Origin of the sequence: Sphingopyxis sp. LC81, from assembly GCF_000756375.1 — a bacterium.
Lineage (GTDB): Bacteria > Pseudomonadota > Alphaproteobacteria > Sphingomonadales > Sphingomonadaceae > Sphingopyxis.
In genome coordinates this window covers 289,562-312,146 of sequence record NZ_JNFD01000001.1, presented here as the reverse complement: position 1 = coordinate 312,146, position 22,585 = coordinate 289,562, and the positions used below count along the sequence as shown (strand labels likewise).

At 64.4% G+C, this 22,585-nt stretch carries 21 protein-coding genes and 2 tRNA genes; 9 read left to right on the top strand and 14 right to left on the bottom strand.

All coding sequences use genetic code 11. The features are described 5' to 3' along the window. Nucleotides 1-25: 25 nt before the first annotated feature. The 6 genes from hfq to dusB form a co-directional block, all read right to left on the bottom strand. Complete coding sequence (gene hfq, locus FG91_RS01555) at nucleotides 26-526, bottom strand: RNA chaperone Hfq (RefSeq protein ID WP_037510898.1); 501 nt, start codon at nucleotides 524-526, stop codon at nucleotides 26-28. Between the two features lie 117 nt (nucleotides 527-643). Further along, entirely contained in the window at nucleotides 644-2,023 is a 1,380-nt protein-coding gene (gene ntrX / locus FG91_RS01550; RefSeq protein ID WP_037510896.1) for a nitrogen assimilation response regulator NtrX, read from the bottom strand. Beyond that, on the bottom strand, nucleotides 2,013-4,274 hold the full coding sequence (locus FG91_RS01545) for a sensor histidine kinase (protein WP_235211900.1): 2,262 nt from the start codon (nucleotides 4,272-4,274) through the stop codon (nucleotides 2,013-2,015). Before FG91_RS01545 ends, ntrX begins: the two co-directional genes overlap by 11 nt. 123 nt (nucleotides 4,275-4,397) lie before the next feature. Continuing rightward, the gene (locus FG91_RS01540) at nucleotides 4,398-5,807 is read right to left on the bottom strand and encodes a sigma-54-dependent transcriptional regulator (RefSeq protein ID WP_037510893.1); all 1,410 of its coding nucleotides are present in this window, start codon (nucleotides 5,805-5,807) and stop codon (nucleotides 4,398-4,400) included. After that, a complete protein-coding gene (locus tag FG91_RS01535; protein ID WP_052187195.1) occupies nucleotides 5,804-6,895 on the bottom strand; it encodes a two-component system sensor histidine kinase NtrB in 1,092 nt (363 codons plus the stop codon). The genes FG91_RS01540 and FG91_RS01535 overlap by 4 nt, the downstream gene beginning before the upstream one ends. After that, nucleotides 6,892-7,890: a tRNA dihydrouridine synthase DusB gene (gene dusB, locus FG91_RS01530; protein ID WP_037510891.1), complete on the bottom strand. Its 999-nt coding sequence runs from the start codon at nucleotides 7,888-7,890 to the stop codon at nucleotides 6,892-6,894. The genes FG91_RS01535 and dusB overlap by 4 nt, the downstream gene beginning before the upstream one ends. Before the next feature lie 98 nt (nucleotides 7,891-7,988). On the opposite strand from dusB, the gene FG91_RS01525 reads away from it, so the two are divergent. Then, nucleotides 7,989-9,167 carry a bifunctional 2-C-methyl-D-erythritol 4-phosphate cytidylyltransferase/2-C-methyl-D-erythritol 2,4-cyclodiphosphate synthase gene (locus FG91_RS01525; protein ID WP_052187194.1) on the top strand — a complete coding sequence of 393 codons (1,179 nt, stop codon included), beginning with the start codon at nucleotides 7,989-7,991 and terminating at the stop codon, nucleotides 9,165-9,167. Nucleotides 9,168-9,171: 4 nt separating this feature from the next. Beyond that, nucleotides 9,172-9,729 carry a CinA family protein gene (locus FG91_RS01520; RefSeq protein ID WP_152567954.1) on the top strand — a complete coding sequence of 186 codons (558 nt, stop codon included), beginning with the start codon at nucleotides 9,172-9,174 and terminating at the stop codon, nucleotides 9,727-9,729. On the opposite strand, the gene FG91_RS01515 is transcribed toward FG91_RS01520, so the two are convergent. Both FG91_RS01515 and lipA read right to left on the bottom strand, forming a co-directional pair. Beyond that, on the bottom strand, nucleotides 9,672-10,151 hold the full coding sequence (locus FG91_RS01515) for a type II toxin-antitoxin system RatA family toxin (RefSeq protein WP_037511113.1): 480 nt from the start codon (nucleotides 10,149-10,151) through the stop codon (nucleotides 9,672-9,674). The two genes, FG91_RS01520 and FG91_RS01515, sit on opposite strands and share 58 nt — an antisense overlap. 7 nt (nucleotides 10,152-10,158) lie before the next feature. Next, complete coding sequence (lipA, locus tag FG91_RS01510; protein ID WP_037511111.1) at nucleotides 10,159-11,094, bottom strand: lipoyl synthase; 936 nt, start codon at nucleotides 11,092-11,094, stop codon at nucleotides 10,159-10,161. A 62-nt stretch (nucleotides 11,095-11,156) separates the two neighbouring features. On the opposite strand from lipA, the gene FG91_RS01505 reads away from it, so the two are divergent. Further along, nucleotides 11,157-11,795, top strand: coding sequence for a carbonic anhydrase (locus FG91_RS01505; protein WP_037510889.1), 639 nt, complete (start codon nucleotides 11,157-11,159; stop codon nucleotides 11,793-11,795). A 96-nt stretch (nucleotides 11,796-11,891) separates the two neighbouring features. Further along, complete coding sequence (locus FG91_RS01500) at nucleotides 11,892-12,593, top strand: DUF899 family protein (protein ID WP_037510887.1); 702 nt, start codon at nucleotides 11,892-11,894, stop codon at nucleotides 12,591-12,593. Between the two features lie 113 nt (nucleotides 12,594-12,706). Here the strand turns inward: FG91_RS01500 and FG91_RS01495 are convergent, their stop codons facing one another. Together FG91_RS01495 and ettA are read right to left on the bottom strand one after the other, a co-directional pair. Next, complete coding sequence (locus tag FG91_RS01495; RefSeq protein ID WP_052187193.1) at nucleotides 12,707-13,156, bottom strand: PaaI family thioesterase; 450 nt, start codon at nucleotides 13,154-13,156, stop codon at nucleotides 12,707-12,709. Between the two features lie 5 nt (nucleotides 13,157-13,161). Beyond that, entirely contained in the window at nucleotides 13,162-14,841 is a 1,680-nt protein-coding gene (gene ettA, locus FG91_RS01490) for an energy-dependent translational throttle protein EttA (protein ID WP_037510885.1), read from the bottom strand. A gap of 130 nt (nucleotides 14,842-14,971) precedes the next feature. Between ettA and FG91_RS01485 the strand changes: the two genes are divergently transcribed. From FG91_RS01485 to FG91_RS01470, 4 genes are all read left to right on the top strand, one after another. Further along, nucleotides 14,972-16,363: a M28 family peptidase gene (locus FG91_RS01485; protein ID WP_052187217.1), complete on the top strand. Its 1,392-nt coding sequence runs from the start codon at nucleotides 14,972-14,974 to the stop codon at nucleotides 16,361-16,363. Between the two features lie 204 nt (nucleotides 16,364-16,567). Beyond that, nucleotides 16,568-16,891, top strand: a complete 324-nt coding sequence (locus FG91_RS01480; protein WP_161785606.1) for a hypothetical protein — start codon at nucleotides 16,568-16,570, stop codon at nucleotides 16,889-16,891. A gap of 59 nt (nucleotides 16,892-16,950) precedes the next feature. Then, nucleotides 16,951-17,382 carry a VOC family protein gene (locus FG91_RS01475; RefSeq protein ID WP_037510880.1) on the top strand — a complete coding sequence of 144 codons (432 nt, stop codon included), beginning with the start codon at nucleotides 16,951-16,953 and terminating at the stop codon, nucleotides 17,380-17,382. Between the two features lie 39 nt (nucleotides 17,383-17,421). Beyond that, nucleotides 17,422-17,498, top strand: a tRNA-Pro gene (locus FG91_RS01470). A gap of 17 nt (nucleotides 17,499-17,515) precedes the next feature. Here FG91_RS01470 and FG91_RS01465 read toward each other — a convergent pair. The 4 genes from FG91_RS01465 to FG91_RS01450 form a co-directional block, all read right to left on the bottom strand. Beyond that, nucleotides 17,516-18,991, bottom strand: coding sequence for a M20 family peptidase (locus tag FG91_RS01465; protein WP_037510876.1), 1,476 nt, complete (start codon nucleotides 18,989-18,991; stop codon nucleotides 17,516-17,518). 68 nt (nucleotides 18,992-19,059) lie between these two features. Continuing rightward, nucleotides 19,060-19,135, bottom strand: a tRNA-Ile gene (locus tag FG91_RS01460). A gap of 68 nt (nucleotides 19,136-19,203) precedes the next feature. Then, the gene (locus FG91_RS01455) at nucleotides 19,204-20,241 is read right to left on the bottom strand and encodes a polysaccharide deacetylase family protein (RefSeq protein WP_037510873.1); all 1,038 of its coding nucleotides are present in this window, start codon (nucleotides 20,239-20,241) and stop codon (nucleotides 19,204-19,206) included. 32 nt (nucleotides 20,242-20,273) lie between these two features. Next, nucleotides 20,274-21,884 (bottom strand): histidine kinase dimerization/phospho-acceptor domain-containing protein, encoded by a 1,611-nt coding sequence (locus FG91_RS01450; RefSeq protein WP_235211899.1) that lies wholly within the window; start codon nucleotides 21,882-21,884, stop codon nucleotides 20,274-20,276. Between the two features lie 199 nt (nucleotides 21,885-22,083). Here FG91_RS01450 and FG91_RS01445 point away from each other — a divergent pair, with 199 nt between their 5' ends. Then, nucleotides 22,084-22,557, top strand: a complete 474-nt coding sequence (locus FG91_RS01445; RefSeq protein ID WP_037510868.1) for an Lrp/AsnC family transcriptional regulator — start codon at nucleotides 22,084-22,086, stop codon at nucleotides 22,555-22,557. Nucleotides 22,558-22,585: the final 28 nt, after the last annotated feature.

The following is a 22,585-nucleotide window of genomic DNA, read 5'->3' as shown; positions in this document are numbered from 1 at the left end:
TCTTCATTGTCGATTATCGGGTCGATCAGCCGTTGTCCGCTTCTGCGTCCGGTTCGCTGTCGGTCAGGTTGATCGGGCCGTTCGGCTGAACGGTCGAAATCGCATGCTTGTAGACGAGTTGAACCTGACGCTCGCGCTCGAGCAGCATGCAGAACAAGTCGAATGCGACGATGTCGCCCTGCAGCATCACGCCATTGACGAGGAACATCGTCACCGACTCGTCCGATTTGCGGACGGCATTGAGGAACACGTCCTGCAGCGCCTTGCCTTTGCTGGCTGGCGCATCGCGCAGATTGTCGCCGAGCAGCGACAGGTCGAAATCGTGCGAAGGCATCACCGTCGAGATCGCGTGCTTGTAGACAAGCTGCGACTGACCATCACGGCGGAGCAGCAGCGAGAAGTTGTCGAACCAGGTGATGATACCCTGCAGCTTGACGCCCTTAACCAGGAACATGGTCACCGGGGTTTTGCTTTTGCGGAGGGCGTTGAGGAAAATATCCTGGAGATTCTGGTTTTTATCGGACACATTTGCCTCCTGTTTTTGGCGGTAAAACCGCGGGTACGGTGCCGGTGTTCCGGCTATTGAGACCTTATTTCGCACGTAATATGCGGCAAAGGACGCGCAAGGTCTAGCGCAAAGCCGCTATCCCTCGCCGTCCGAACTCTCGGTAAGCCCCAAAAGTTTCAGTTTGCGGTGCAGCGCCGAGCGCTCCATGCCGATGAAGGTCGCGGTGCGCGAAATATTGCCCGAAAAACGGTTGATCTGGATGCGCAGATATTCGCGCTCGAAATTCTCGCGCGCTTCCTTCAGCGGAATCGCGGTGATCGATTCCGAATGAGGCAAGATGTCGGTTCCGCCGCGCACCAGTTCGGACGGCAGCATATCGGCGTCGATCCGTGCGAGGCGGTCGCTCGGCGCCAAGATCATCACGCGTTCGATCACATTGCGCAGTTCGCGAACATTGCCCGGCCACTCATGCGCCTGGAGCGCGGCCATCGCCTCCGAACTGATTTCGGGCGGCGCGACGCGGCGGTCGGCGGCATAACGACGGATATAATGATCGCAGAGGCTGGCGATATCGTCGCGCCGCTCGCGCAGCGGCGGGATGTGGACGGGCACGACGTTCAGCCGGTAGTAGAGGTCTTCGCGAAAGCGGCTTTCTGCAATTTCGGTCATCAGGTCGCGCGCCGACCCCGAAATGATGCGGACATCGACGCGGATCATCGTGCGACCGCCGACGCGGGCAAAGCTCTGGTCGGTCAGGACGCGCAAGATCTTGCCCTGCGTCGTCAGCGGCATGTCGGCGACCTCGTCGAGAAACAGGGTGCCGCCATGCGCCTGTTCGAGCAGCCCGACGCGGATCGAACCATCCTCGGCTTCGGACCCGAACAATTCGGTCTCGACCGTCTCGGGATCCATTCTTGCCGAGGAAATGACGCGAAATGGCGCGTTCTGCCTGCCGCTCCATCCGTGCAGCACGCGCGCGGCGACCTCCTTGCCGACGCCGGGCGCCCCTGTAATCAGCACCCGGCTTCCCGTCCCCGCCACGCGCTTCAGCGTCGCACGGACATTGTTGATCGCGGCGCTGGTGCCGGTCAGCTCGTCCGACGGGCCCGCCTTCTCGCGCAATTGCTCATATTCGAACTTCAGCCGCTCGCTCTCGGTCGCGCGCGCGACGAGGTGGAGCAGTCGCGACGCTTCGAACGGCTTTTCGATGAAATCGAACGCGCCCCGGCGGATCGCCGCAACCGCGGTGTCGAGGCCGCCATGGCCCGAAATGACGATGATCGGCAATGTCGGATCGAAAGCCTTGATCGCCTCGACCAGCCCCAGCCCATCGAGCCGCGACCCTTGCAGCCAGACGTCGATCAGCGCGAGCGACGGCCGCCGCTGGCGGATCGCCTCAAGCGCAGAGTCGCTGTCCGACGCGGTGCGCGCCTCATAACCTTCGTCTTCCATGACGCCGGCGACAAGGTCGCAAATGTCGCGTTCGTCGTCGACGATCAGAATATCAAGCGCCATGATCTTCTCTGTCCTGCCGGTTCCGGATGCGCCCGGGAACCGATTCACTATGCCCCATGCCTTGTTCCCCGCCCTTGCCGGCCAACGGCCGCAGCCGGTCGGGATGGAGCGTCAGGGTGACGCACGTCCCCTGCCCCGCCGGATTGTCCGAAAATTCCAGTTCGCCATAATGTTGTTCGACGATCTTCTTGACGATCGCGAGCCCGAGGCCCGTCCCGCCCTGGCGCGTCGTCATATAGGGCTCGGCAATGGCGTCGCGCGCTTCCGGTAGCCCGATGCCGTCGTCGGAGACACGAATGACGATCTCGCCTTCCGCACCGGAAAAAAGTTCGGCAGCCACATGTCCGGTGACGGTCGATTCTGAATTTCTATATTTTTCTTCAATCGCTTCTACGGCGTTTTTTACAATATTCGTCATGGCCTGCGACAACAGGCGGCGATCGCAGACAAGCGGTTCGATCTCGGCGGGCGTTTTGACTGCGAACGTGATGTCGGGCTTTGCGACTTCGAACAGGAACACCGTCTGGCGCAGGATATCGCGGACATCCTCGACCCCGAAGGTCGGTTTCGGCATCCGGGCAAAGCTGGAAAATTCGTCGACCATGCGCCGCATGTCGTGCACCTGCCGGATCACCGTGTCGGTTAGCTTGCGGAACGTGGCGGCATCGCCCTCGACCTTGTCGCCAAACCGCCGCTGGAGCCGTTCGGCCGCGAGCTGGATCGGAGTGAGCGGGTTCTTGATCTCGTGCGCGATGCGCCGCGCCACGTCGGACCAGGCGGCGCGGCGCTGATCGAGCAATTGCTGCGTGATGTCCTCGAAACTCAGAACAAAGCCGTCGCCCTGCGCCACGGCTTTCGCCGCGAGCGTCGCGGGCTCGGCATCCTTGCGCGAGAGCTGAACGATCGCCTCGCGCTCGTCGCTGATCAGCAGACGCGCCAGCTCGGGCGCGACATCGTCGAGCGGCTGCCCCGTCAGGCATTCGGCCGATTGGCAGATCAGGCGCTCGGCCGCCGCGTTGGCGAGCAGGATGCGGTGATCGGCATCGACCGAAACCACCGCCGACGACACGCCGCTGAGCACCGCCTCGATAAAGCTGCGCCGGGCCTCGAGCTGCTCGTTCACGCTGACGAGCGCGCCGGTCTGGCCCTGCAACTGCTCGGTCATCCGATTGAAGGCGCGCGTCAGCACCGCGATTTCGTCGTCGCGTGCCGGCGGGGGAACCCGGACCGACAGATCGCCGCCCGCCGCGGTTCGCGTCGCACCGATCAATGTGCCGAGCGGGCGGACGATACGGTCCGCAACCACGATCGCCGCAATGACGGCAAGCGCGAGAAGCAGCAACGAGCCAAGATAGAGCGCGCCGTTGAATTGCAGCTGGAGCTGCTGCGAGCGTTCGAACAGATTGTTATAGTCGGCCAGAACCGCGCTCGCGCGCGCAGACTGCTGGAAGCCCGGGACGTTGGTGTCGCGGGAGGCATAGACATAAGCGCGATCGGTGCCGGGCAGCCGTGCCGCGGCTTCGATTCGGGTGGGCTGGCGAACGACGACGACATCCTCGCCCGCGTCGAGGCGGCCGACCATCGCCGAACCAAGACGGGCTTCGGCCGCCCTGTCATCGGGGTTGATCGCCGTCGCGGTGCGCGCAACGCCGTCCCGGCCGATTTCGATAATCGCCGATTCATTGAGGCTGCGCACCACGACCTGCTGCAGATAATAATTGCTGAAGGCCGGGCTATCGATCGGAACCAGGCTCAGTTGCTTGCCGAGGTCGGTTGCCATCGCATAAGTGTTCGCGCCGACCTGCCGCTGGTTTTCCTGATAATAGCCCTCGGCAAGGTTGGCGGCATTTTCGAACATGCCGCGCGACCGGTCGGAAAACCAGAAATCGACGCCGAACTGGAACAGCAGCGAAGCGAAGATGACGACGAGCAACGTCGGCGCCGCGGCAATCAGTGAAAAGAGCGCAACGAGACGAACATGGAGGCGGCCGTTGCCGCCCGCCATCGATCGCACGGCCCGCGCACGCGCGACGCGGCTGCCGATGAGCACGATCAGCGCCATCGCCGGCACGAGATTGACGACCATGATCGCGGCCACGAGCGCGGGCGTCAGCAACCGCTCGCTCTGCGCATCGCCCGTCACGAAGATATAGGTCGCGATGGCGACGCTGATGATGATGGCGAGCGTATAATATTCCGGTGCGGCAAAGCGCCAGAAGCCCGAGCGCACTTCCTGGCCGTCCGAATCCATATCGAGAGCCAGAGAGGGGGATTGCGTCATTGTTGCCACGCTACGACAATCCTGTTGCATAGAAAACACACAATCTACGCGAGTGTCGCCCAATTGCCCCGATTCCGAGTTTGTCTTTGCCAATCAAGGCTGAGCGGGATCGATATCGAGCTGCCCGAGGCGCTTGCGTAGCGTGTTACGGTTGATGCCAAGGCGGCGCGCCGCCTCCAGTTGGTTACCGCGAACGTCGCGCAACACGCGGCGAAAAAGCGCCGCCTCGACGATCGCTTCAAGCTGTTCGTGAATATCGCCTTCGCTTGCCGTATCCGCCATCTGCTCGCGCGCCCAGTCGTCGACCGCACGGGCGATCAGCGCAGCAGGCTCGACCGCGCCGCCACCCTCGCCGCTTTCGTGCAGCACCGTCTCGACATCGCGCACGGTCACGACGACATCGCGCGACAGGACAGCGAGCCGCTGGACGACGTTGCCGAGTTCGCGAACATTGCCCGGCCAGTCATAGCGTTCGAGCCACTGCATCGCCGCAGGCGCGAACTGTCGGTCGGGCAACCCCGAACCGCGCCCTGCCTCGACAAAGTGGCGGACGAGCGCTGCGATGTCGCTGCGCCGGTCGCGGAGCGGTGGCAAGGTCACGGGAATGACGTTGAGACGGTAGAAGAGATCCTCGCGAAACCGGCCGTCGGCGACAAGCGTGCGCATGTCGCGGTGCGTCGCGGCGATGACGCGCACATCGGCGCGCAACGCCTGGTTGCCGCCGACGGTCGAATATTCGTTGCTTTGCAGGACGCGCAGCAGGCGGGTCTGCGCCTCGAGCGGCATGTCGCCGATCTCGTCGAGGAAGAGCGTGCCGCCCGCAGCCTGTTCGAACCGCCCGGCATTGCGGCTGTGCGCGCCGGTAAAGGCGCCCTTTTCGTGGCCGAACAGTTCGGCTTCGATCAATTCGCGCGGGATTGCGGCCATGTTGATCGCGACGAAAGGCCCGCTCCGGCGCAGGCCCGTCGCGTGGATCGCGCGCGCCACGACCTCCTTGCCCGTCCCGGATTCGCCGAGGATCAGCACCGCGAGGTCGTTCGAGGCGAGCCGCGCGATCGTGCGATACACCGCCTGCATCGCCGGGGCGCGGCCGACGAGGCCATGGCTGTCCGCCGGTGCCGCAGCGTCCCTTGCCGCGGGCTCCGCCTTTCGCTGCAACGCGGCGCGGACGCTCGCGGTCAGTTCGTCGAGATCGAATGGCTTGGGCAGATAATCGTAACTGCCGATTCCGGTCGCGCGCACCGCGGTGTCGAGCGTGTTCTGCGCCGACAGGACGATCACTGGCGTAAGGGCGTCGACCCGCAGCGAATCGATGCCGTCACCGTCGGGCAGGACGACATCGGTGATAACGAGGTCAGGCCGGTTGTCGGCGAGCCAGGCGTTGCGTTCGGCGATGCTGGCGACCGACGCGAACTGGCCGCATTCGCCGACAAGCGTTTCGCGAATGATCATCGCGATCGCCGGATCGTCTTCGACGAGCAGAATCGTCTTTGCCTTACTCATGCCGGCCGTCCCTTTTGCGCGACGGGCAGGTGGACGCGGAAGCGGGTCCAGTCGCCATCGCGGATATGCTGGACCGTGCCGCCCATGTCGCGCGCGAGCTTGGCGACGAGCGCGAGGCCAAGCCCCCGCCCCTCGCGCTTCGTCGTCACGAACGGATCGAACAGGTCGCCGCGAATATCGGCTGGAACGCCCGGGCCATTGTCGCTGACGCTGACCTCGATCGGCAGCGCAATGCGACCGCGTCCGTCGCCGTTGTCGATCGACAGGCCGTGACGATAGGCGGTCGTCAGCCGCACGACGCCATCGTCGCGCCCGCCCAATGCCTCGCAGCCATTGGTGAGCAGGTTGAGCAATATTTGCACCATGGCGTCGTGGTTCCCATGGACCAGCGGCAATGACGGATCGAAATCCTCTGCAAAACGGATTCCCGGAAACTGGCGCGCGCGAGCGGTTTCCATCGCCTGATGGATCGGCTGATAGAGGTTGATCGGGCCGCACGCGATCGGTTGCCCGCGCGAGAAATGCTCCATCTGGTCGATCAGCGTCGCGATCCGGTCGACCTCGGCGCAGATCAGCGTCGTGAAGCGCTCGCCCCCAGCGTCGGTTTTGCGCGCGAGGAGCTGCGCGGCACCCTTGATGCCCGCGAGCGGGTTCTTGATCTCGTGCGCCAGCATCGAAGCCGCCGCGCCCGCCGCGCGGCCCGAACGCCCGATCGCGCCGCCCATCAACTCGGCGTCGCTCTGCGACGGCACGAGCGCGAGGATACGGTGGCCGCTCTGGCCATAGGGCACCATCTGCATATCGACGAAGAAGGACCGGCGACCGGCCGCCGAAATCTCGGTGCGATGCGCGAAGAGCGCCGACGTCGAGGCGTCGCTCATCCGCTGGCGATAGCTGCGATCCATCTCGATGACGTCATAGATGACACGGCCAACCATCGCCGAGCGACTGACGTTGCAGAGCTGCTCGGCGGCAGCATTGACGAACAGCACCACCCCGCCGCCGTCGATCAACAGCGTCGGAACGGGGTGCGACTGGATCAGCTCGTCGTGGTCGAAATTCGGGATGCTCGACGTGAGCGCGCTCACGCCGCCGCCTTGCTTAGGAACGGTGTGTAGAATTGCTCGAGCGCGTCGAGCACGTCGCGGCTGTGGGGGATCTGATTGACCTTGTTGCGGAATTCTGCCGATCCATGCAGGCTCTTGACGTACCAGCCAAGATGCTTGCGCGCCATATTGACACCCGTCACTTCGCCATAATGGTCGATCATCGCGCGGTAATGCGATGTAATGACGTCATATTGTTCGTCGATGCCGGGATCGGGCCGCTCGGTCTCGCCGCGCAGCGCCGCCATCACCTGTCCGAGCAACCAAGGACGGCCATAGGCGCCGCGGCCGATCATAACGCCATCGGCACCGCTCTGCGCGAGTGCCGTGCGTGCATCATCAGCCGAGCAGATGTCGCCATTGACGATGACCGGGATCGACACGGCATCCTTGACGCTGCGGACAAAGCCCCAGTCGGCCTCGCCGCGATACATCTGGTTGCGCGTGCGGCCGTGGACCGTCACCAGCTTTGCGCCCAGATCCTCGGCGATATGCGCAAGTTCGGGTGCGTTCAGGCTGTCGTGACACCAGCCCATGCGCATTTTGACCGTTACCGGCACCGAGACAGCCTTCACGCAGGATTCGATCAACGCCGCGGCGAGCTTCAGGTCGCGCATCAACGCCGAGCCCGCATCGCCGTTGGTGACCTTGCGCACCGGGCAGCCCATGTTGATGTCGATGATCGACGCACCGCGATCTTCGTTGAGCTTGGCCGCTTCGCCCATTTCATAAGGCGTACAACCGACGAGCTGCATCGACACCGGCTCTTCGACCGGATCCCACGCCGCCTTCTGGATCGACTGGCGCGTCTCGCGGATCGCGGCCTGGCTGGCGATCATCTCAGTGACGTTGAGCCCCGAGCCATAATAGCGGACAAGCTTGCGGAACGGCAGGTCGGTGACGCCCGTCATCGGCGCGAGGATCACGGGATCCGCGACGGTGATGTTACCGATCTGGATGGGCCGCAGCGGCGCCATGACGGGGAGCTTTCGTTTGCATTGCCTAAAAAATAAGCAGCGCCCCTACACGTTAAGCGGCTTTCCCGCAAGCCGCGGCTACGCTAACGGCGCGCGAGATGACCGAGTCCGCCCCTTCCCTCTTGCCGCCCGTCGCGGTCGTGCTGCTCGCCGGCGGCCAAGGGACGCGCGCCGGCTTCGAGCTGCCGAAACAGCTAGCGATGCTTGGGCCCAAGCCGGTGCTGCGCTGGAGCCTCGACGCTTTTACCGCGCATCCGGCGATCAACGGCGGCGTATTGGTGGCCAACGATGACGTCACGGCAGCAATCTCCAGCTTGCCGCAGGGATGGATTTCCGCCGATCCGGGCGCCGAAAGGCAGCAATCGGTCGCTAATGCGATCGCGATGCTGGCCGATTGGGGCGATGATGCGTTCGTGCTCATCCATGACGCCGCGCGGCCCGGCGTGACCGCCGAGGTGATCGATCGCCTGCTCGCGGCGCTGCACGATGCCGAAGCGGCGATCCCAACGCTGCCCGTTCCCGATACGCTGGTCGAACAAGCCGCCCACCTTGCCGGCGAGGTCGTCGACCGCAGCGCACTGGCGCGCGTTCAGACACCGCAAGCGTTCCATCTTGGCACATTGCGCCGCGCCCACGCCGAGGCCGTCGAGGCGGCTGCCACCGACGATGCACAGTTGGCACGCCGGCTGGGCGTGGCGGTTGTGACCGTTCTGGGCGAAGCCCGCCTCCATAAACTGACATATGCCGAGGATATGGCGATCCTGAACGGCTTGCTGGGGATCGATCAAATGACGCGCACCGCCGTCGGCATGGGATATGACGTCCACCGCCTGGTGGCGGGCAAACCGCTCTGGATTGGGGGAATAGAAATCGCCCATAGTCATGGACTTGAAGGCCATAGCGATGCCGACGTCGCGCTTCATGCGCTGACCGACGCGATCCTCGGCGCGCTTGCCGACGGCGACATCGGCGACCATTTTCCGCCGAGCGATCCGCAATGGCGCGGCGCGGCCTCACACCGCTTCCTTGGCTTTGCCGCCGAACGGGTCGCGGCGCGTGGCGGCCGGATCGACCATGCCGACCTGACGATCATTGCCGAAGCGCCGAAAATCGGCCCGCACCGCGCCGCGATGCGGGCACGGATTGCCGAAATCCTTGCGATTCCGCTCGAGCGGGTTAGTGTCAAAGCGACTACGACAGAGCGGCTGGGCTTTACCGGCCGCCGCGAGGGGATCGCGGCCCAGGCCGTCGCGACCCTGCAACTTCCGGAGAATTGAACCCGTGCTGTCCGATGCTGAAACGCGCCTTACCGCGCGCGACGACCTTGCCACAACCGTCCTTGCGAACAACCGCGCCGCGGGGCGGAAAGTCGCTGTGGCCGAAAGCTGCACCGGCGGCATGGTGTCGGTTGCGCTGACCGATATTGCGGGGAGCTCGGACGTGTTCAGCGCCGGCTTCGTCACCTATTCGGGGCATGCGAAGCAGAGCCAGCTCGACGTCAGCAGCGAGATCCTGGAAACCTTCGGCGAAGTCTCGCTCGCGACCGCGTGGGCGATGGCGGCGGGGGCGCTGGAGAACAGCGACGCCGATGTCGCGGTCGCAATCACCGGAATCGCCGGACCCGGCGGTGGGTCGGAGAAGAAGCCCGTGGGCCAGGTGGTGTTCGCTCGCGCGCTGCGCGGGCAGGATCCCGACGATTATTTCACCCAGCGCGTCCAGTTCGAATCGACCGACCGCGCGGCGATCCGCCATCACGCGACGCTGTTCGCGCTCGATTTGCTTCAGCCCGAAAGGGACGAACTGCGGCCCTCGGAAGACATCGCCCTCCCCGCGCCGTAAAGTTCGTCGGCGCGCGTTTCGAACGCCGCGATCATCTTGCGCAGCGCCTTGTCGAACATCTGCCCGGCGAGCGCCTCGAACATCCGGCTGCGGAACGAGAAATCGACGAGGAAATCGACGCGGCATCCGCCTCCCTCGGCGGGCTGGAAATGCCATTCGTTGTTCAGATGCTTCATCGGGCCGTCGATATAGCTTACGCAAACCTCGCGCGGCCGTTCCTTGTGGACGCGGCACGAAAAGCTTTCGCGCAGCCCCTTGAAACCGACGATCATGTCGGCGACCGCCTCATGCTCGCTGTCGCTGCGGATGCGCAGCGCGATCACCCACGGCAAAAATTCGGGATAGCGCGCAATGTCGGTGACGAGCGCGAACATCTGCTCGTCGGTGTACGGCAGGACTCTAGTTTCGTGGTGCCGTGGCAAAGGTTCGTCAGTCCGCCTTGACGCGCGCCAGCTGCGCTTCGCGGGCCGCGCGCATGCGTTCGAAATCGTCGCCCGCATGATAGCTCGAGCGTGTCAGCGGCGACGAAGCGACCTGCAGGAAGCCCTTCGCGCGTGCGATCTGCGCATAGGCGTCGAACGCCTGCGGCGTCACGAAGTCGATCACCTTCGCATGCTTCGGCGTCGGCTGGAGATACTGGCCCATCGTCATGAAATCGATGTCGGCGCTGCGCATGTCGTCCATGACCTGGTGCACCTCCATCCGTTCCTCGCCGAGGCCGAGCATCACGCCCGACTTGGTGAAGATCGACGGATCGCGGCGCTTGACGCTTTCTAGCAGGCGGAGCGACGCATAATAGCGCGCGCCGGGGCGGATCGTCGGATAGAGCCTGGGCACGGTTTCGAGATTATGGTTATAGACGTCGGGGCGCGCATCGACGATCGCCGCGACCGCGCTTTCGGGCTTGTTGCGAAAATCGGGCGTCAGGATTTCGATCGTCGTCTGCGGCGTCTCGCGGCGCAGCGCGTTGATGACCTTCACAAACTGGCTCGCGCCGCCGTCGGGCAGATCGTCGCGGTCGACCGAGGTGATGACAATGTGGCTGAGCCCCATCTTCGCCGCGGCGATCGCGGTATGCTCGGGCTCGAGCAGGTCGACGGGGCGCGGCATGCCGGTCTTGACGTTGCAAAAGGCACAGGCGCGGGTGCAGGTGTCGCCGAGGATCATCACCGTCGCATGCTTTTTTGTCCAGCATTCGCCAATGTTCGGGCACGCGGCTTCTTCGCACACCGTGTTGAGGTTGAGCTCGCGCATCAGCTTGCGCGTTTCGGCGTAGCCCGGGCTGGTCGGGGCTTTGACGCGGATCCAGTCGGGCTTGCGCTGGCGCTGACTGGGTGTGGTGGCGGGCGATGCGGGAGCGTTCATTTCGCCCACATAGTCGCGCACGCGCCTCTTCTCAACCTCTCTACCTATGCTAAGGGCGACGCATGACTCACTTTGCAGATATGATCGATGGCTACCGCCGTTTCCGTAACGGCGGTTGGCAGCAACAGCGCGAACGCTGGAACGAACTTGCCGAGGGCCAATCGCCCAAGGTGATGGTGATCGCCTGTTCGGACAGCCGTTCCGAACCGTCGCAGATTTTCGACACCAATCCCGGCGAGATCTTTGTCGTTCGCAACGTCGCGGCGCTGGTGCCGCCCTTCGAAACGACGCCCGGACGTCACGGCGTCTCCGCCGCGCTCGAATTCGCGGTCCAGTTCCTGAAGGTCGAGGAAATCGTCGTGATGGGCCACGGCATGTGCGGTGGGTGTCACGCCGCGCTGCATCGTTCGATGGCGGGCGCCGAGCCAGGCCGCGGCGGCTTCATCGCCGACTGGATCGCGATGCTCGACGAGGCGAGCGAAGAGATTCGCGCGCAATATCCCGATTTCGATAATCGCGATGCGGGCCGCGCCATGGAGATGGAAGCTGTGCGCGTGAGCATAGCGAATCTCAGGACTTTCCCCTGTATCCAGGAAAAGGAAAATCGCGGCACGCTGAAGCTGCGCGGCGCCTTTTTCGCGATCAGCGACGGCGTGCTGCACGTGATGGACGAAACGTCGGGAGAATTTTCTCCCGCCTGACGCGCGCGCGACGAAGCGACGCAGGGCTGCGGGCAACCGTGAAACCCCGCTGCAACAATGGCGTTAATGACACGTTCTCCCAAAAAGGAGAACTTGATGGCCCTTCGCCAAACCCTGTCGGCTGCGCCGGCGCTTGCTTCGCGTAGACATGCCTTTCCCGGCGAAGATGAAGCCTATACCAAAGCCCGAAAATCGCTGCTCGCCGAGGAAATCGACCTGCGCCGCAAGATGACGCGGCTGGCCGAACAGCGCCGCGCGTTACCGCCTGGGCCGTTGATGAAGGATTACCGGTTCAAGGATGCAAATGGCGCCGAACTCGGGCTGGCCGAGCTGTTCGGCGAGCATGACACGCTGGTCGCCTATTTCTGGATGTACGGTCCCGAACGCGAACGCCCCTGCCCGATGTGCACCAACTGGCTCGGCGCGGTGAACGGCAATGGCAACGACATCAAGCAACGCGTCGCGCTCAAGATCATAGGGCGCAGCCCGGTCGAGCGGCAAAAGGCGTTCGCGCAGGAGCGCGGCTGGCAGGCGCTCGATTTCGTGCAGACGATCGGCGACGATTACGCGCGGGATTTTCGTCTGCTCAACGCCGATGGCAGCGAGAACCCGGCGCTCGCAGTGTTCAAGCGCAACGGCAGCGGCATCCGCCTGTTCTGGAAAAGCGAAATGACTGCAGCGATGGCCGACCCCGGGCAGGACCCGCGCGACGCACCCGACATAGCGAGCCTGTGGTCGATCCTCGACCTGACGCCCGGCGGGCGCGGGACCGACTGGTATCCGTCGCTGGAATATTGAGCTGAAGGGCGCAGAGCTGCCCCTTTTCGTCGTTCGCGCGAAAGCGGGAACCAAGTTGCATCGGTTGCTCGCTGGGTCCCCGCTTTCGCGGGAATGACGAAAAAAGCCGTGCTTTAGGGAATCGCGTAGGTCACGTTCGCCTGCCCGACAGGCTTATCGGCGTCGTCTGTCCAGATGCGCACATCCATCACCGCGAGCCGCTTGCCGAGGCGCAGCATATACGCGTCGGCGAACAGCGGGCCCGGCCGGCACGGGCGGAGGAACTGGTAATTGAGTGCGCTCGTCACAGCCATCGCGACGGGGCCGATATGCGCGAGGACGAGCGCATAGGCCACCATGTCGGCGAACCCCATCTGCGTCGGGCCCGAGATCAAGCCGCCGGGACGCAGTGCATTCTCGTTGGGATCGAGCCGCGCCCGGATATGTCCGGGCGCGGCCGAGACGACATGGCCACGCGAGCCCGGCGCCGAATGGGGGAAGGCTTCGGCCATGAAGGCGTTGAGCGCATCCGCATCCAAACGGATCGCGCCCGACGAAATCGGTGGCTGCCCCTCTCCCGTCATTAGGATCAGCGCGTCAGTTTCTTGTACGACGTCGCGTGCGGGCGCGTCGCATCGTCGCCGAGGCGGCGGATCTTGTCTTCCTCATATGATTCGAAATTGCCTTCGAACCATTCGACATGGCTGTCGCCCTCGAACGCGAGGATGTGCGTCGCGAGGCGATCGAGGAAGAAGCGGTCGTGGCTGATGACCACCGCGCAGCCCGCGAAATTTTCGAGCGCTTCCTCGAGCGCGGCGAGGGTTTCGGTGTCGAGGTCGTTGGTCGGTTCGTCGAGCAGCAGCACGTTGCCGCCCTGTTTCAGCATCTTGGCCATATGGACACGATTGCGCTCACCGCCCGAAAGCTGCCCGACCTTCTTCTGCTGGTCGACGCCCTTGAAGTTGAAAGCGCCGACATAAGCGCGCGTCTGCATCTCGTGCTTGCCGATGTTCATCATCTCGGAGCCGCCCGAGATTTCTTCCCAGACATTCTTGTTGGGATCGAGGGCGTCGCGGCTCTGGTCGACATAGCCGAGGCGCACGGTGTCGCCGATCGCGACGCTGCCGCTGTCGGGGGTTTCCTGTCCGGTGATCAGCTTGAACAGCGTCGACTTACCCGCGCCGTTCGGCCCGATGACACCGACGATGCCGCCGGGCGGGAGCGTGAAGGACAGGTCTTCGAACAGCAGCTTGTCGCCATAGGCCTTCGAAATGCCCTCGACCTCGATGACCTTGCCGCCGAGGCGTTCGGGAACCTGGATGACGATCTGCGCCTTGCCGGGGATGCGCTTTTCCTGCGCCTCGATGAGCTGGTCGAAGCTCTTGATACGCGCCTTCGATTTGGCCTGACGGGCTTTCGGCGATTGCCGGATCCACTCGAGTTCGTCCTTGATCGCCTTCTGGCGGCCGGCGTCCTCGCGCGCTTCCTGTTCGAGGCGCTTGCCCTTCTTCTCAAGATAGGTCGAATAATTGCCCTCGTAGACGAAATAGCGGCCGCGATCGAGTTCGAGAATCCAGTTCACGACATTGTCGAGGAAGTAGCGATCGTGGGTGACGAGGATGACGTTGCCCGGATAATCGACGAGATGCTTTTCGAGCCACGCGACGCTTTCGGCGTCCAAATGGTTGGTCGGTTCGTCGAGCAGCAGGATCGAGGGCTTTTCGAGCAGCAGGCGCGTCAGCGCGATGCGGCGGCGTTCACCGCCCGACAGATTCTCAACGCTCCAGTCGCCCGGCGGGCAGCGGAGCGCTTCCATCGCGATTTCGAGCTGGTTGTCGAGCGTCCAGCCGTCGACCGCATCGATCTTTTCCTGCAGCGTGCCCATTTCTTCCATCAGCGCGTCGAAATCGGCGTCTTCGGGCGGATCGGCCATCAGTGTGCTGATCTCGTTGAAACGCTCCATCATGTCGGCGACGCCGCGCACGCCGTCCATGACATTTTCCTTGACCGTCTTGGTCGGGTCGAGTTCGGGCTCCTGCGCCAGATAGCCGACGGTGATCCCCTCGCCCGGCCAGGCCTCACCGGTGAATTCGGTGTCCATGCCCGCCATGATCTTCATCAGCGTCGATTTACCCGTGCCGTTCGGGCCGACGATGCCGATCTTGGCATCGGGATAGAATTGCAGGCTGAGGTTATTGAGCGTCGGCTTTTGCGCGCCGGGATAGGTCTTGGTCAGACCCTTCATCACGAAACTATATTGGGCGGCCATGGATATGCTCCGGTATGGGCTGGGCCGCGGGCGCGGCCGGGGAGAGTTTGAGTTGCGCGCCGGTTAGCGAATGGGCGCGCGGTTGGCAATCGGCGCTTGCGCGCGCGAGGCGCGCCGTTACGAAAGCAGCATGAAAATCCCCCATAGCTCCACCCGCTTAGCCGGGATCGCCGCCCTTCTCCTCTCCTCCGCCGTTTCCGCCCAACCGGCTCAGAGCGCCGCTGAACTGGCGCAGCAAGGCGACGATCCCGCATGGGCGATCACCCGCGACCTGACGACCGACGTCGGTCCGCGCATGGCCGGGACCGACGCCGAAGCCGTCGCGCGCCGCTGGGCCGTACGGCGATTGCAGGCAATGGGCTTTGCCAATGTCCGCGAGGAAGCGTTCGACATGCCCGTGTGGGTACGCGGCGCCGAAGAAGCTTGGCTGACCAGCGGCCTCGTGCCGCAGAAGCTCGCGATCAGCGCGCTCGGGAACAGCGCCTCGACCGGCCCCAAGGGGATCGAAGGCGAAATTGCCTATTTCGAGAGTTTCGACGCGCTGGCCGCGGCGCCCGATGCGGCGGTGAGGGGCAAGATCGTCTTCATCGACCATGATATGAAGCCGACGCAGGATGGAAGCGGCTATGGTTATTATGGGCGCGGCCGGTTCACCGGGCCCAATGTCGCAGCGAAGAAGGGCGCGATCGCGATCGTGATCCGCTCGATCGGCACCGACAACCACCGGAACCCGCACACCGGCGTCACCAATTTCGAGGCGGGGGTGAAGCCGATCCCGGCGGGCGCGATCTCGAACCCCGACGCCGATCAGCTTGTCCGGCAGTGGCGGCGCCCGCAGCCGGTGCGCTCCGATGAAACGCCGTCACTCAAGATGAAGCTTACCCTGACCCCGCAGAGCCTGGGCACCCGTAAGTCGGGCAATGTTATTGCCGAAGTGCCGGGCAGCGACCCCAGTGCGAGTCCGATCATCATCGCCTGCCACCTCGACAGCTGGGACCTCGGCACAGGATCGATCGACGACGCCGCGGGCTGCGGGATCATCACCGCCGCCGCCAAGCATGTCATGGCGGCCGGCCAGCCGCGCCGCACGATCCGAATCTTGTGGGCGGGCGCCGAAGAGGTCGGCGTATTCGGCGGCAAGGCTTATTTCGACGCGCACGGCAAAGAGAAGCACGCCGTCGCGCTCGAATCCGATTTCGGCGCCGACCGCGTGTGGCGGGTCGACTTCAAGCTGCCCGACAGCGCCAAGGCGCTTTCGGACCGGATTGCCGCCGCAGTGATGCCGTTCGGCGTCGTCCGCGGCAAGCAGCCGGCGAACGGCGGGGCCGATATTGGCGCGCTCGTGCAGGCCGGGGTTCCGGCGATCGATCTGGCCCAGGATGGCACGCGTTATTTCGACCTCCACCACACGCAGGACGATACGCTCGACAAGATCGACCCCGTACAATTGCGGCAAAATGTGACAGTTTGGGCCGCGACTCTGGCGATTCTGGCGAACAGCTCGAACGACGAGCTTCCCTAGTGTGACGGAGAAATGACAGAATCCCGCCGCCCCCGACCATCTCAATTATTTTTGTTGACGATTCATGCGGAACGGCTAAATCCCGCGGCTCGCGGTACGGGAAGTTTTCCCGGACGCGTTAAGGCATTTTAGGGAGCCCACACATCATGAAGAAGTTTGCTGCTATCGCCGTTGCTGCCAGCATGTTCGCCCTCGCCGCTTGCGGTGAAAAGGCTGCTGAAGAAGCCACCACCGAAGCTCCGGCCGCTGAAGCGGTTGCTGAAGAAGGCGCCGACGCCGCTGCTGCTGGCGCTGAAGCCGCTGCCGCTGGTGCCGACGCTGCTGCTGCTGGTGCAGAAGCTGCTGCCGCTCCGGCTGACGCTGCTGCTGCCGCTGCTGCTCCGGCTGACGCCGCTGCTGCTCCGGCCGCTGCTGCTCCGGCTGAAGAAAAGAAGTAAGTCGCAGCCCTTCGGGGCGTTGACTGAAACGAAAAAGGACGGTCTTCCTTCGGGAAGGCCGTCTTTTTTTGTGTCCGCACGGCGGACATGAAACCCGTCAAGGGGATGGAGCGTCATTGTATCATCCCAACTTTTGCAAGGACAGCGCCGATGCCGATCGCCAACCCGCCCTTTTCGCTGAAGGGGCTCGATCATATCGTCTTGCGGGTCACGAACCTCGACCGCATGCGCGCCTTTTACCAGGATATCCTCGGCTGCAGTAACGAGCGCGAACAGGCGGAAATCGGATTATTCCAGCTTCGCGCCGGCCGTTCGCTGATCGACCTTGTGACGATCGACGGCCCACTCGGCGCGGCCGGCGGCACCGCACCGGGGATGGAGGGGCGCAACGTCGACCATTTCGCGCTCGCCATCGACCCGTTCGACGAAGCCGCGATCCGCGCCCACCTCGATCGCCACGGCGTCGCGATAGAGCAGTCGGGCCCCCGATACGGCGCGGAGGGCGAAGGCCCGTCGATCTATTTCCGCGACCCCGAGGAAAATCTGATCGAACTCAAGGGTCCCGCGGCAAGCAGCGTATAGACTTGCGGCGCAGCGCTGTCTAAGGCGCGGGGCAGTAGTCGGGGAGTAGCGCAGCCCGGTAGCGCGCCTGCTTTGGGAGCAGGATGTCGCAGGTTCGAATCCTGTCTCCCCGACCACTATCCTCCCAACAATTTTACCCCGCCGACGTCGCAATCAACCGCGCGTAAAAATCGATCATCCGCTTGAAGCTGTCGATCGTCATATGCTCGTTGGTGCCGTGGATCATCGCGGTTTCCTTGAGCGTGAAATGCATCGGCATGAAGCGGTACACATCCTCGGAAATCGGCCCCATGCTGCGGCTGTCGGTCGCGCCGACGACCAGGAATGGGGCGACGATGGCATCGGGCGCATCGGCGCGCGCAGCCGCGACGACATATTTCCAGCCCTGCGAGCTGGTCGACGACACGCGCGACGGCTCGTTGGGCGGCTTGACCCAGCTGAGTTCGACCGGCGCATCGCCGACCGCCGCCTTGGCGCGCGCCATCACGTCGGCCGAGCTGTTCCACGGGGCGATGCGATAGTTGATCAGCGCACTCGCAGATTGCGGCAGGACATTCTCCTTGGGGCTCCCCTGGAGCATCGTCGGCGCGATCGTCGTGTGGAAGGCAGCCGCCGACGAGGGCGATGCCGAAAGCTGCTTCTTCAGGACTGATCCGAGCAACCACTGGTTCGCGACCGCCAGCTTCGTCGTCCCGTCCTTGTGCGCCGCGAGCGCCTCGACCATCGCGGCGCCCGGGCCGCGCATCTCGATCGGGAACGGGCTTTCGGTGATCGCGAGCACGGCGCGCGCCAGCGTCGTTACACCCGTTTCGGCGGGCGGCATCGAGCTGTGCCCGCCGGGCGCGTTGGCGGTGACCTTGAGCGTCGCATAGCCCTTTTCGGCAACGCCGATCAGGATGGCGGGTCCGTCGATCACCGGCGTGTCGCGCAGCACGACGCTGCCCTCGTCGAGCGTATAGAGCGCACGCACGCCCTCGGCCTTCAGCTTGGCGGCGGCCGCAACGGCGCCCGATCCCCCCGCTTCCTCATCGTGCCCCGATACCAAATAGACGCCGCGCTTGGGCTGGAACCCCTGCGCCGCCAGCGCCTCGATCGCTTCGAACAGGCCGATGAGCGAGCCCTTGTCGTCGACCGTGCCGCGGCCCCACACCGCCTTTTCGGCGATCGTCCCCGCAAAGGGCGGATATTTCCAGTCGCCTTCGGTGCCCTCGGTGACCGGGACGACGTCCTGATGCGCCATGACGATGATCGGCGCGAGCGACGCGTCGCCGCCCGGCCAGTGATAGACGAGCGTCCGGTTCGGCAGGATCGTGCGCGCCATAACGCGGTGTGTCGCCGGGTAGGTTGCGGCGAGCCAGCTATGCAGCCGGTCCCATTCGGCAACATCATTCTCGGCCGGGTCCTGGTGCGAAATCGTCTTGATCTGCGCCGCGGCGCTCAGATGCCCGACGGCGGCATCGAGATCATAGGCCGGCACCGCGGCGAGCCGGATGGCGCTGCCGTCGGCAATATCCTTGGGCGCGAAGGTCGCGGTCCGGACCGCCACTGTCCCCACAACCACCGCAACGATCGCAAGACCGCCGAGCAAAATCGTCCGCCGCTTCCCCATGTCCCTCTCCTTCTGCCGGCGCAATGGAGGGGCATCGGTTTCGATTTGCAAGGGAAAGTTGGAGGAAATGGTGGGCCCGGCAGGACTCGAACCCGCAACCTAGCCGTTATGAGCGGCCAGCTCTAACCGTTGAGCTACAGGCCCCCTTTTGAAACCCGGTGGGGGTGTACGGGCGATAGCGGAGGCCGCGCCGCATTGGCAAGCGCCAACGATCAGGATGCGGGCTTTGTCAGCGCCTTCCGTTCGGCCATCGCCAATATTTCCGCGGCGGTCGTCGCCTCCACGCCGCGGCGCGCGAGATGGTCGAGCACGATGTCCCACCAGCGATAGAAGAGATCGAGGTCCGCAATGCTGCGAACATAGGGCGTGTTACCCGGCTGCAGCGAGGGCGAGTGGAACGAGAAATTGAGCACTGGCAGGCGCGCCGCGATCGCGATGTCGATCGCCTTGCACGCCCGTTCGGCGGGAATTCCCTCGGGCGTCAACGCGATCCGCTCGACGAGCCCCAGACGGGCAAGCGCGGCGCCGGCGTGCGTGCCGTTTCGCGCAAGGTGGTGATAGATGCTGCGCCCCGCTCCCCCAAGCAAGCCGCCAAAGACGGTGGTGACCGGCATCTCGAGGACCGCACCCTGCCCGGTACGCACCCACCACGGATGCAGCGGCGCGTCGCGATAGTCGGGGCCGTGCCCGGCGCGATAATCGAAGCCGCTGCGAACCGACGTATCGCAGCGGAAACCCAGCTCGGCGAGCATCGCAGCGCTATCGGGGCCCAGACCATATCGCCCGGCGCGATAAACGGCCGGCGCGATCCCGAAGCGGTCGCGGATCGCGTCGCGCAGTGCCGTCATTTTCGCGCGCTGCAACGCAGCAGGCAAATTTCCAGTGTAGCTGTTGCGCTCGCTCACCTCCTCGTCGTGCGGCGGGGTTACCCAGGGATGGAGCTGCGCACCGATTTCGCAGCGGCCGCCATCCTGCGCCGTACCGAGGATATCGACCGCGCGATCGTCGGCGACGATCGGCCAGTCGACCAGATAGATGGGCCGAACGGCGGCACGCTCAAAATAGCTTTGGCATTCGGCGAGCGCGGGAACCGACGCGAGGCGGTAGCCCGTGCGCGCGAAGGGCGCAGCCCAGTCGAAATCCTCTTCGGTATCGATCGTGACCCAGAATCGGGGACGCTCGCCGGCGTCCAGTTCGATCAGGTCCGATGCGGCCGGATACGCAAAGAAATTGCCCGCAGGCTGCACCATGCTCCCCTTTGCCCGAAGGCCGGCCGACAGACCTATTCGCCTTGCTGGGCTTCCAGCTCGACTTCGGCCTTTGAGTTGGCGGAGGGCAGGTGCAAGGTCAAGGCGTTATGCCCGATATCGAGGCGTCCGCCGCTGCCGCGCGCGAGGCTGTCGACGAGGCGGAGCGAGAAACCGAGGCTGAGCACCGCGGCGCCGGGCGCTTCGCCTTCGGGGCTGAAGCCCGGGTCGAGCAACTCTGCTGCCGTGGCGAAGCGGATCGCCGCGGGGCGGACGATGCGCAGCTGGAGCATGTCGTCGTGTCGCGACTCGGTCACCAATTGTCCGACCAAAACTGCCCCCGGTTCAGACACATCGACCAGCGCGGTCAGCAGGCGGCCGACCATCCGCCGGACATCGGCGTCGCTGGCAAGCCCGCGGAACGGTCCCCCGACCCGCGATATGCTGAGATCGACGCGCTGGTCGGCGAGCAGCGCCGCAAGTTCGCATTCGACCTGCATCACCACCGCGCCGATGTCGACAACCTCTTCCGACGGGGCGCCGGCGCGCGCCGAGCCACTTCGTGCCGCGGTCTCCAGATCGTCGATGATCGACTGTACCGACGCCGCATCGGCAACGATCGTTTCTGCCATCCCCCGATAGCCGTGGCTGACCGGCCCGAACATTTGTCCCGAGATAATCTGCGCGAAACCCGAAATGGCATTCAGCGGGCTGCGAAGCTCGTGGATGAGCTGACGGATCGAATCGCCCGAATCCTCCGCCGCCGGCCGTCCATAGGGCATTTCATTGCGGTGCGGGCGGCGCGCGCTAGCGCGGTAACCGCGGAACTGCCCCGTCGCGGGGTCGAACCAGGGCAGCGCCGAAAAACGCCACTCGCCCGCCTCCGCCGGCGCCCCCTCCAGCAGCATGCGCGCATTGATGATCTCGGCACGCTGGCGAAAGGCACCCGCGGCAACGCCGTCGGTGCCCGGCTCGCCGCCATAGGCCGCCTCGGCGATCGACAGGCCGATCACCGCGCCGCGCGTTACGCCCTCGACCCAGTGGACCACGCCGTCGGGGCCGGTTTCGAACAGGAATGCCGCGCGCGGCGCCCGCGATTGCGCCGGCTGGGTGCGCGTGGACTGATATTTGTCGATCCGGCGAACGAGTTCGCTGATCTGGCTCGGATGAGTTTCGGCCGCAGGTGCTGGCGCCGCTTCCGTTGCCGGAGCAGACTCCTCCTGCACTACGGCTTCGGGCTGCGGCAAGGCGACCGACGCGCTGCCAAGGCTGGCGAGCGCGCGATAAACACCGTGCGGCAAGTCGGAGCGCCCCGCCAGCACCGATCGCGCCATCGCGCTCGTTGCCGGCAGCAGCGCCAGCCAGTCAGCTTCGGCGAGCCGCGCATCGCGTAGCATGATCGCCGACACCGCCGGAACATCATTGGCGTAAAGCGCGACGAGCGGCGCAAAACGGCCATGGCGCGCGACGGCGCGCGCGCAGTCGCGGCGTACGGATTCGGGGACGCGCGGCCTGAGCACGGCAAGCGCGTGCAGGCTGCGGCGAATATCGTCATCGGACAGTTGATTGCCGCGCTGCGCCAGAATATCGGTAAGTTGTCGCCAGGCAGTGATGCTCGCGCGGCGATCCGCCGGCGCTTGACGCAAGATGGTCGCAATCATCGAGTCAGCAGTCACGCGAAATCAGCCCCACAGCCTTGGTCGTTGGTTAGCATATGCTTACCGGCTAGCGTGAATCATCCGGTCATGAAAGTGCCTTAACCGTCCACGTCGCATTGTGGGACAATTGCAATCGCCTGAAATATTATTATGGTCACCGCAGTTTTGGAAAGCGGATGTTTCAACGATGGCTAGTCAGAAATTCGATCAGATTGATTTGCAGATATTGGGCGAGCTGCAAAAAAACGGGCGGATGACGAATGTCGAACTGGCACAAATGGTGGGGCTGACGGCGCCGCCATGTCTCCGCCGCGTGCGCGCGCTCGAAGAATCGGGGGTCATCCGGTCCTATCACGCCGACCTCGACGCATCGAAGCTCGGCTATGGAATTACCGTTTTTGCGATGGTCAGCCTGCGCAGCCAGGCCGAGTCCGACCTGAAGGCGTTCGAGGATTATGTCGGCGGACTCGCCGAGGTGCGCGAATGCTATATGCTGAACGGCGAGATCGACTTTTTGCTGAAAGTCGTCGCGCGCGATCTGCAGAGCTTCCAGTCGTTCCTGACCGCGCACCTGACGTCGGCGCCCAACGTCACCAGCGTCAAAACATCGCTGACGATTCGCACCGCGAAACAGCTGGCGGGAATTCCCGTCGAACCCTGAGATTGCCGGTCGGCCATAAGAAAAGGGC

Coding starts and splice junctions, on each gene's coding strand:
- ntrX (WP_037510896.1), bottom strand. CDS start 2,023: ATGGCGCTTGATATTCTGATCGTCGACGACGAACGCGACATTTGCGAC.
- FG91_RS01545 (WP_235211900.1), bottom strand. CDS start 4,274: ATGGATTCGGACGGCCAGGAAGTGCGCTCGGGCTTCTGGCGCTTTGCC.
- FG91_RS01540 (WP_037510893.1), bottom strand. CDS start 5,807: ATGAGTAAGGCAAAGACGATTCTGCTCGTCGAAGACGATCCGGCGATC.
- dusB (WP_037510891.1), bottom strand. CDS start 7,890: ATGGCGCCGCTGCGGCCCATCCAGATCGGTAACATCACCGTCGCGGAT.
- FG91_RS01525 (WP_052187194.1), top strand. CDS start 7,989: ATGACCGAGTCCGCCCCTTCCCTCTTGCCGCCCGTCGCGGTCGTGCTG.
- lipA (WP_037511111.1), bottom strand. CDS start 11,094: ATGAACGCTCCCGCATCGCCCGCCACCACACCCAGTCAGCGCCAGCGC.
- FG91_RS01505 (WP_037510889.1), top strand. CDS start 11,157: ATGACTCACTTTGCAGATATGATCGATGGCTACCGCCGTTTCCGTAAC.
- FG91_RS01500 (WP_037510887.1), top strand. CDS start 11,892: ATGGCCCTTCGCCAAACCCTGTCGGCTGCGCCGGCGCTTGCTTCGCGT.
- FG91_RS01495 (WP_052187193.1), bottom strand. CDS start 13,156: ATGACGGGAGAGGGGCAGCCACCGATTTCGTCGGGCGCGATCCGTTTG.
- ettA (WP_037510885.1), bottom strand. CDS start 14,841: ATGGCCGCCCAATATAGTTTCGTGATGAAGGGTCTGACCAAGACCTAT.
- FG91_RS01485 (WP_052187217.1), top strand. CDS start 14,972: ATGAAAATCCCCCATAGCTCCACCCGCTTAGCCGGGATCGCCGCCCTT.
- FG91_RS01475 (WP_037510880.1), top strand. CDS start 16,951: ATGCCGATCGCCAACCCGCCCTTTTCGCTGAAGGGGCTCGATCATATC.
- FG91_RS01465 (WP_037510876.1), bottom strand. CDS start 18,991: ATGGGGAAGCGGCGGACGATTTTGCTCGGCGGTCTTGCGATCGTTGCG.
- FG91_RS01455 (WP_037510873.1), bottom strand. CDS start 20,241: ATGGTGCAGCCTGCGGGCAATTTCTTTGCGTATCCGGCCGCATCGGAC.
- FG91_RS01445 (WP_037510868.1), top strand. CDS start 22,084: ATGGCTAGTCAGAAATTCGATCAGATTGATTTGCAGATATTGGGCGAG.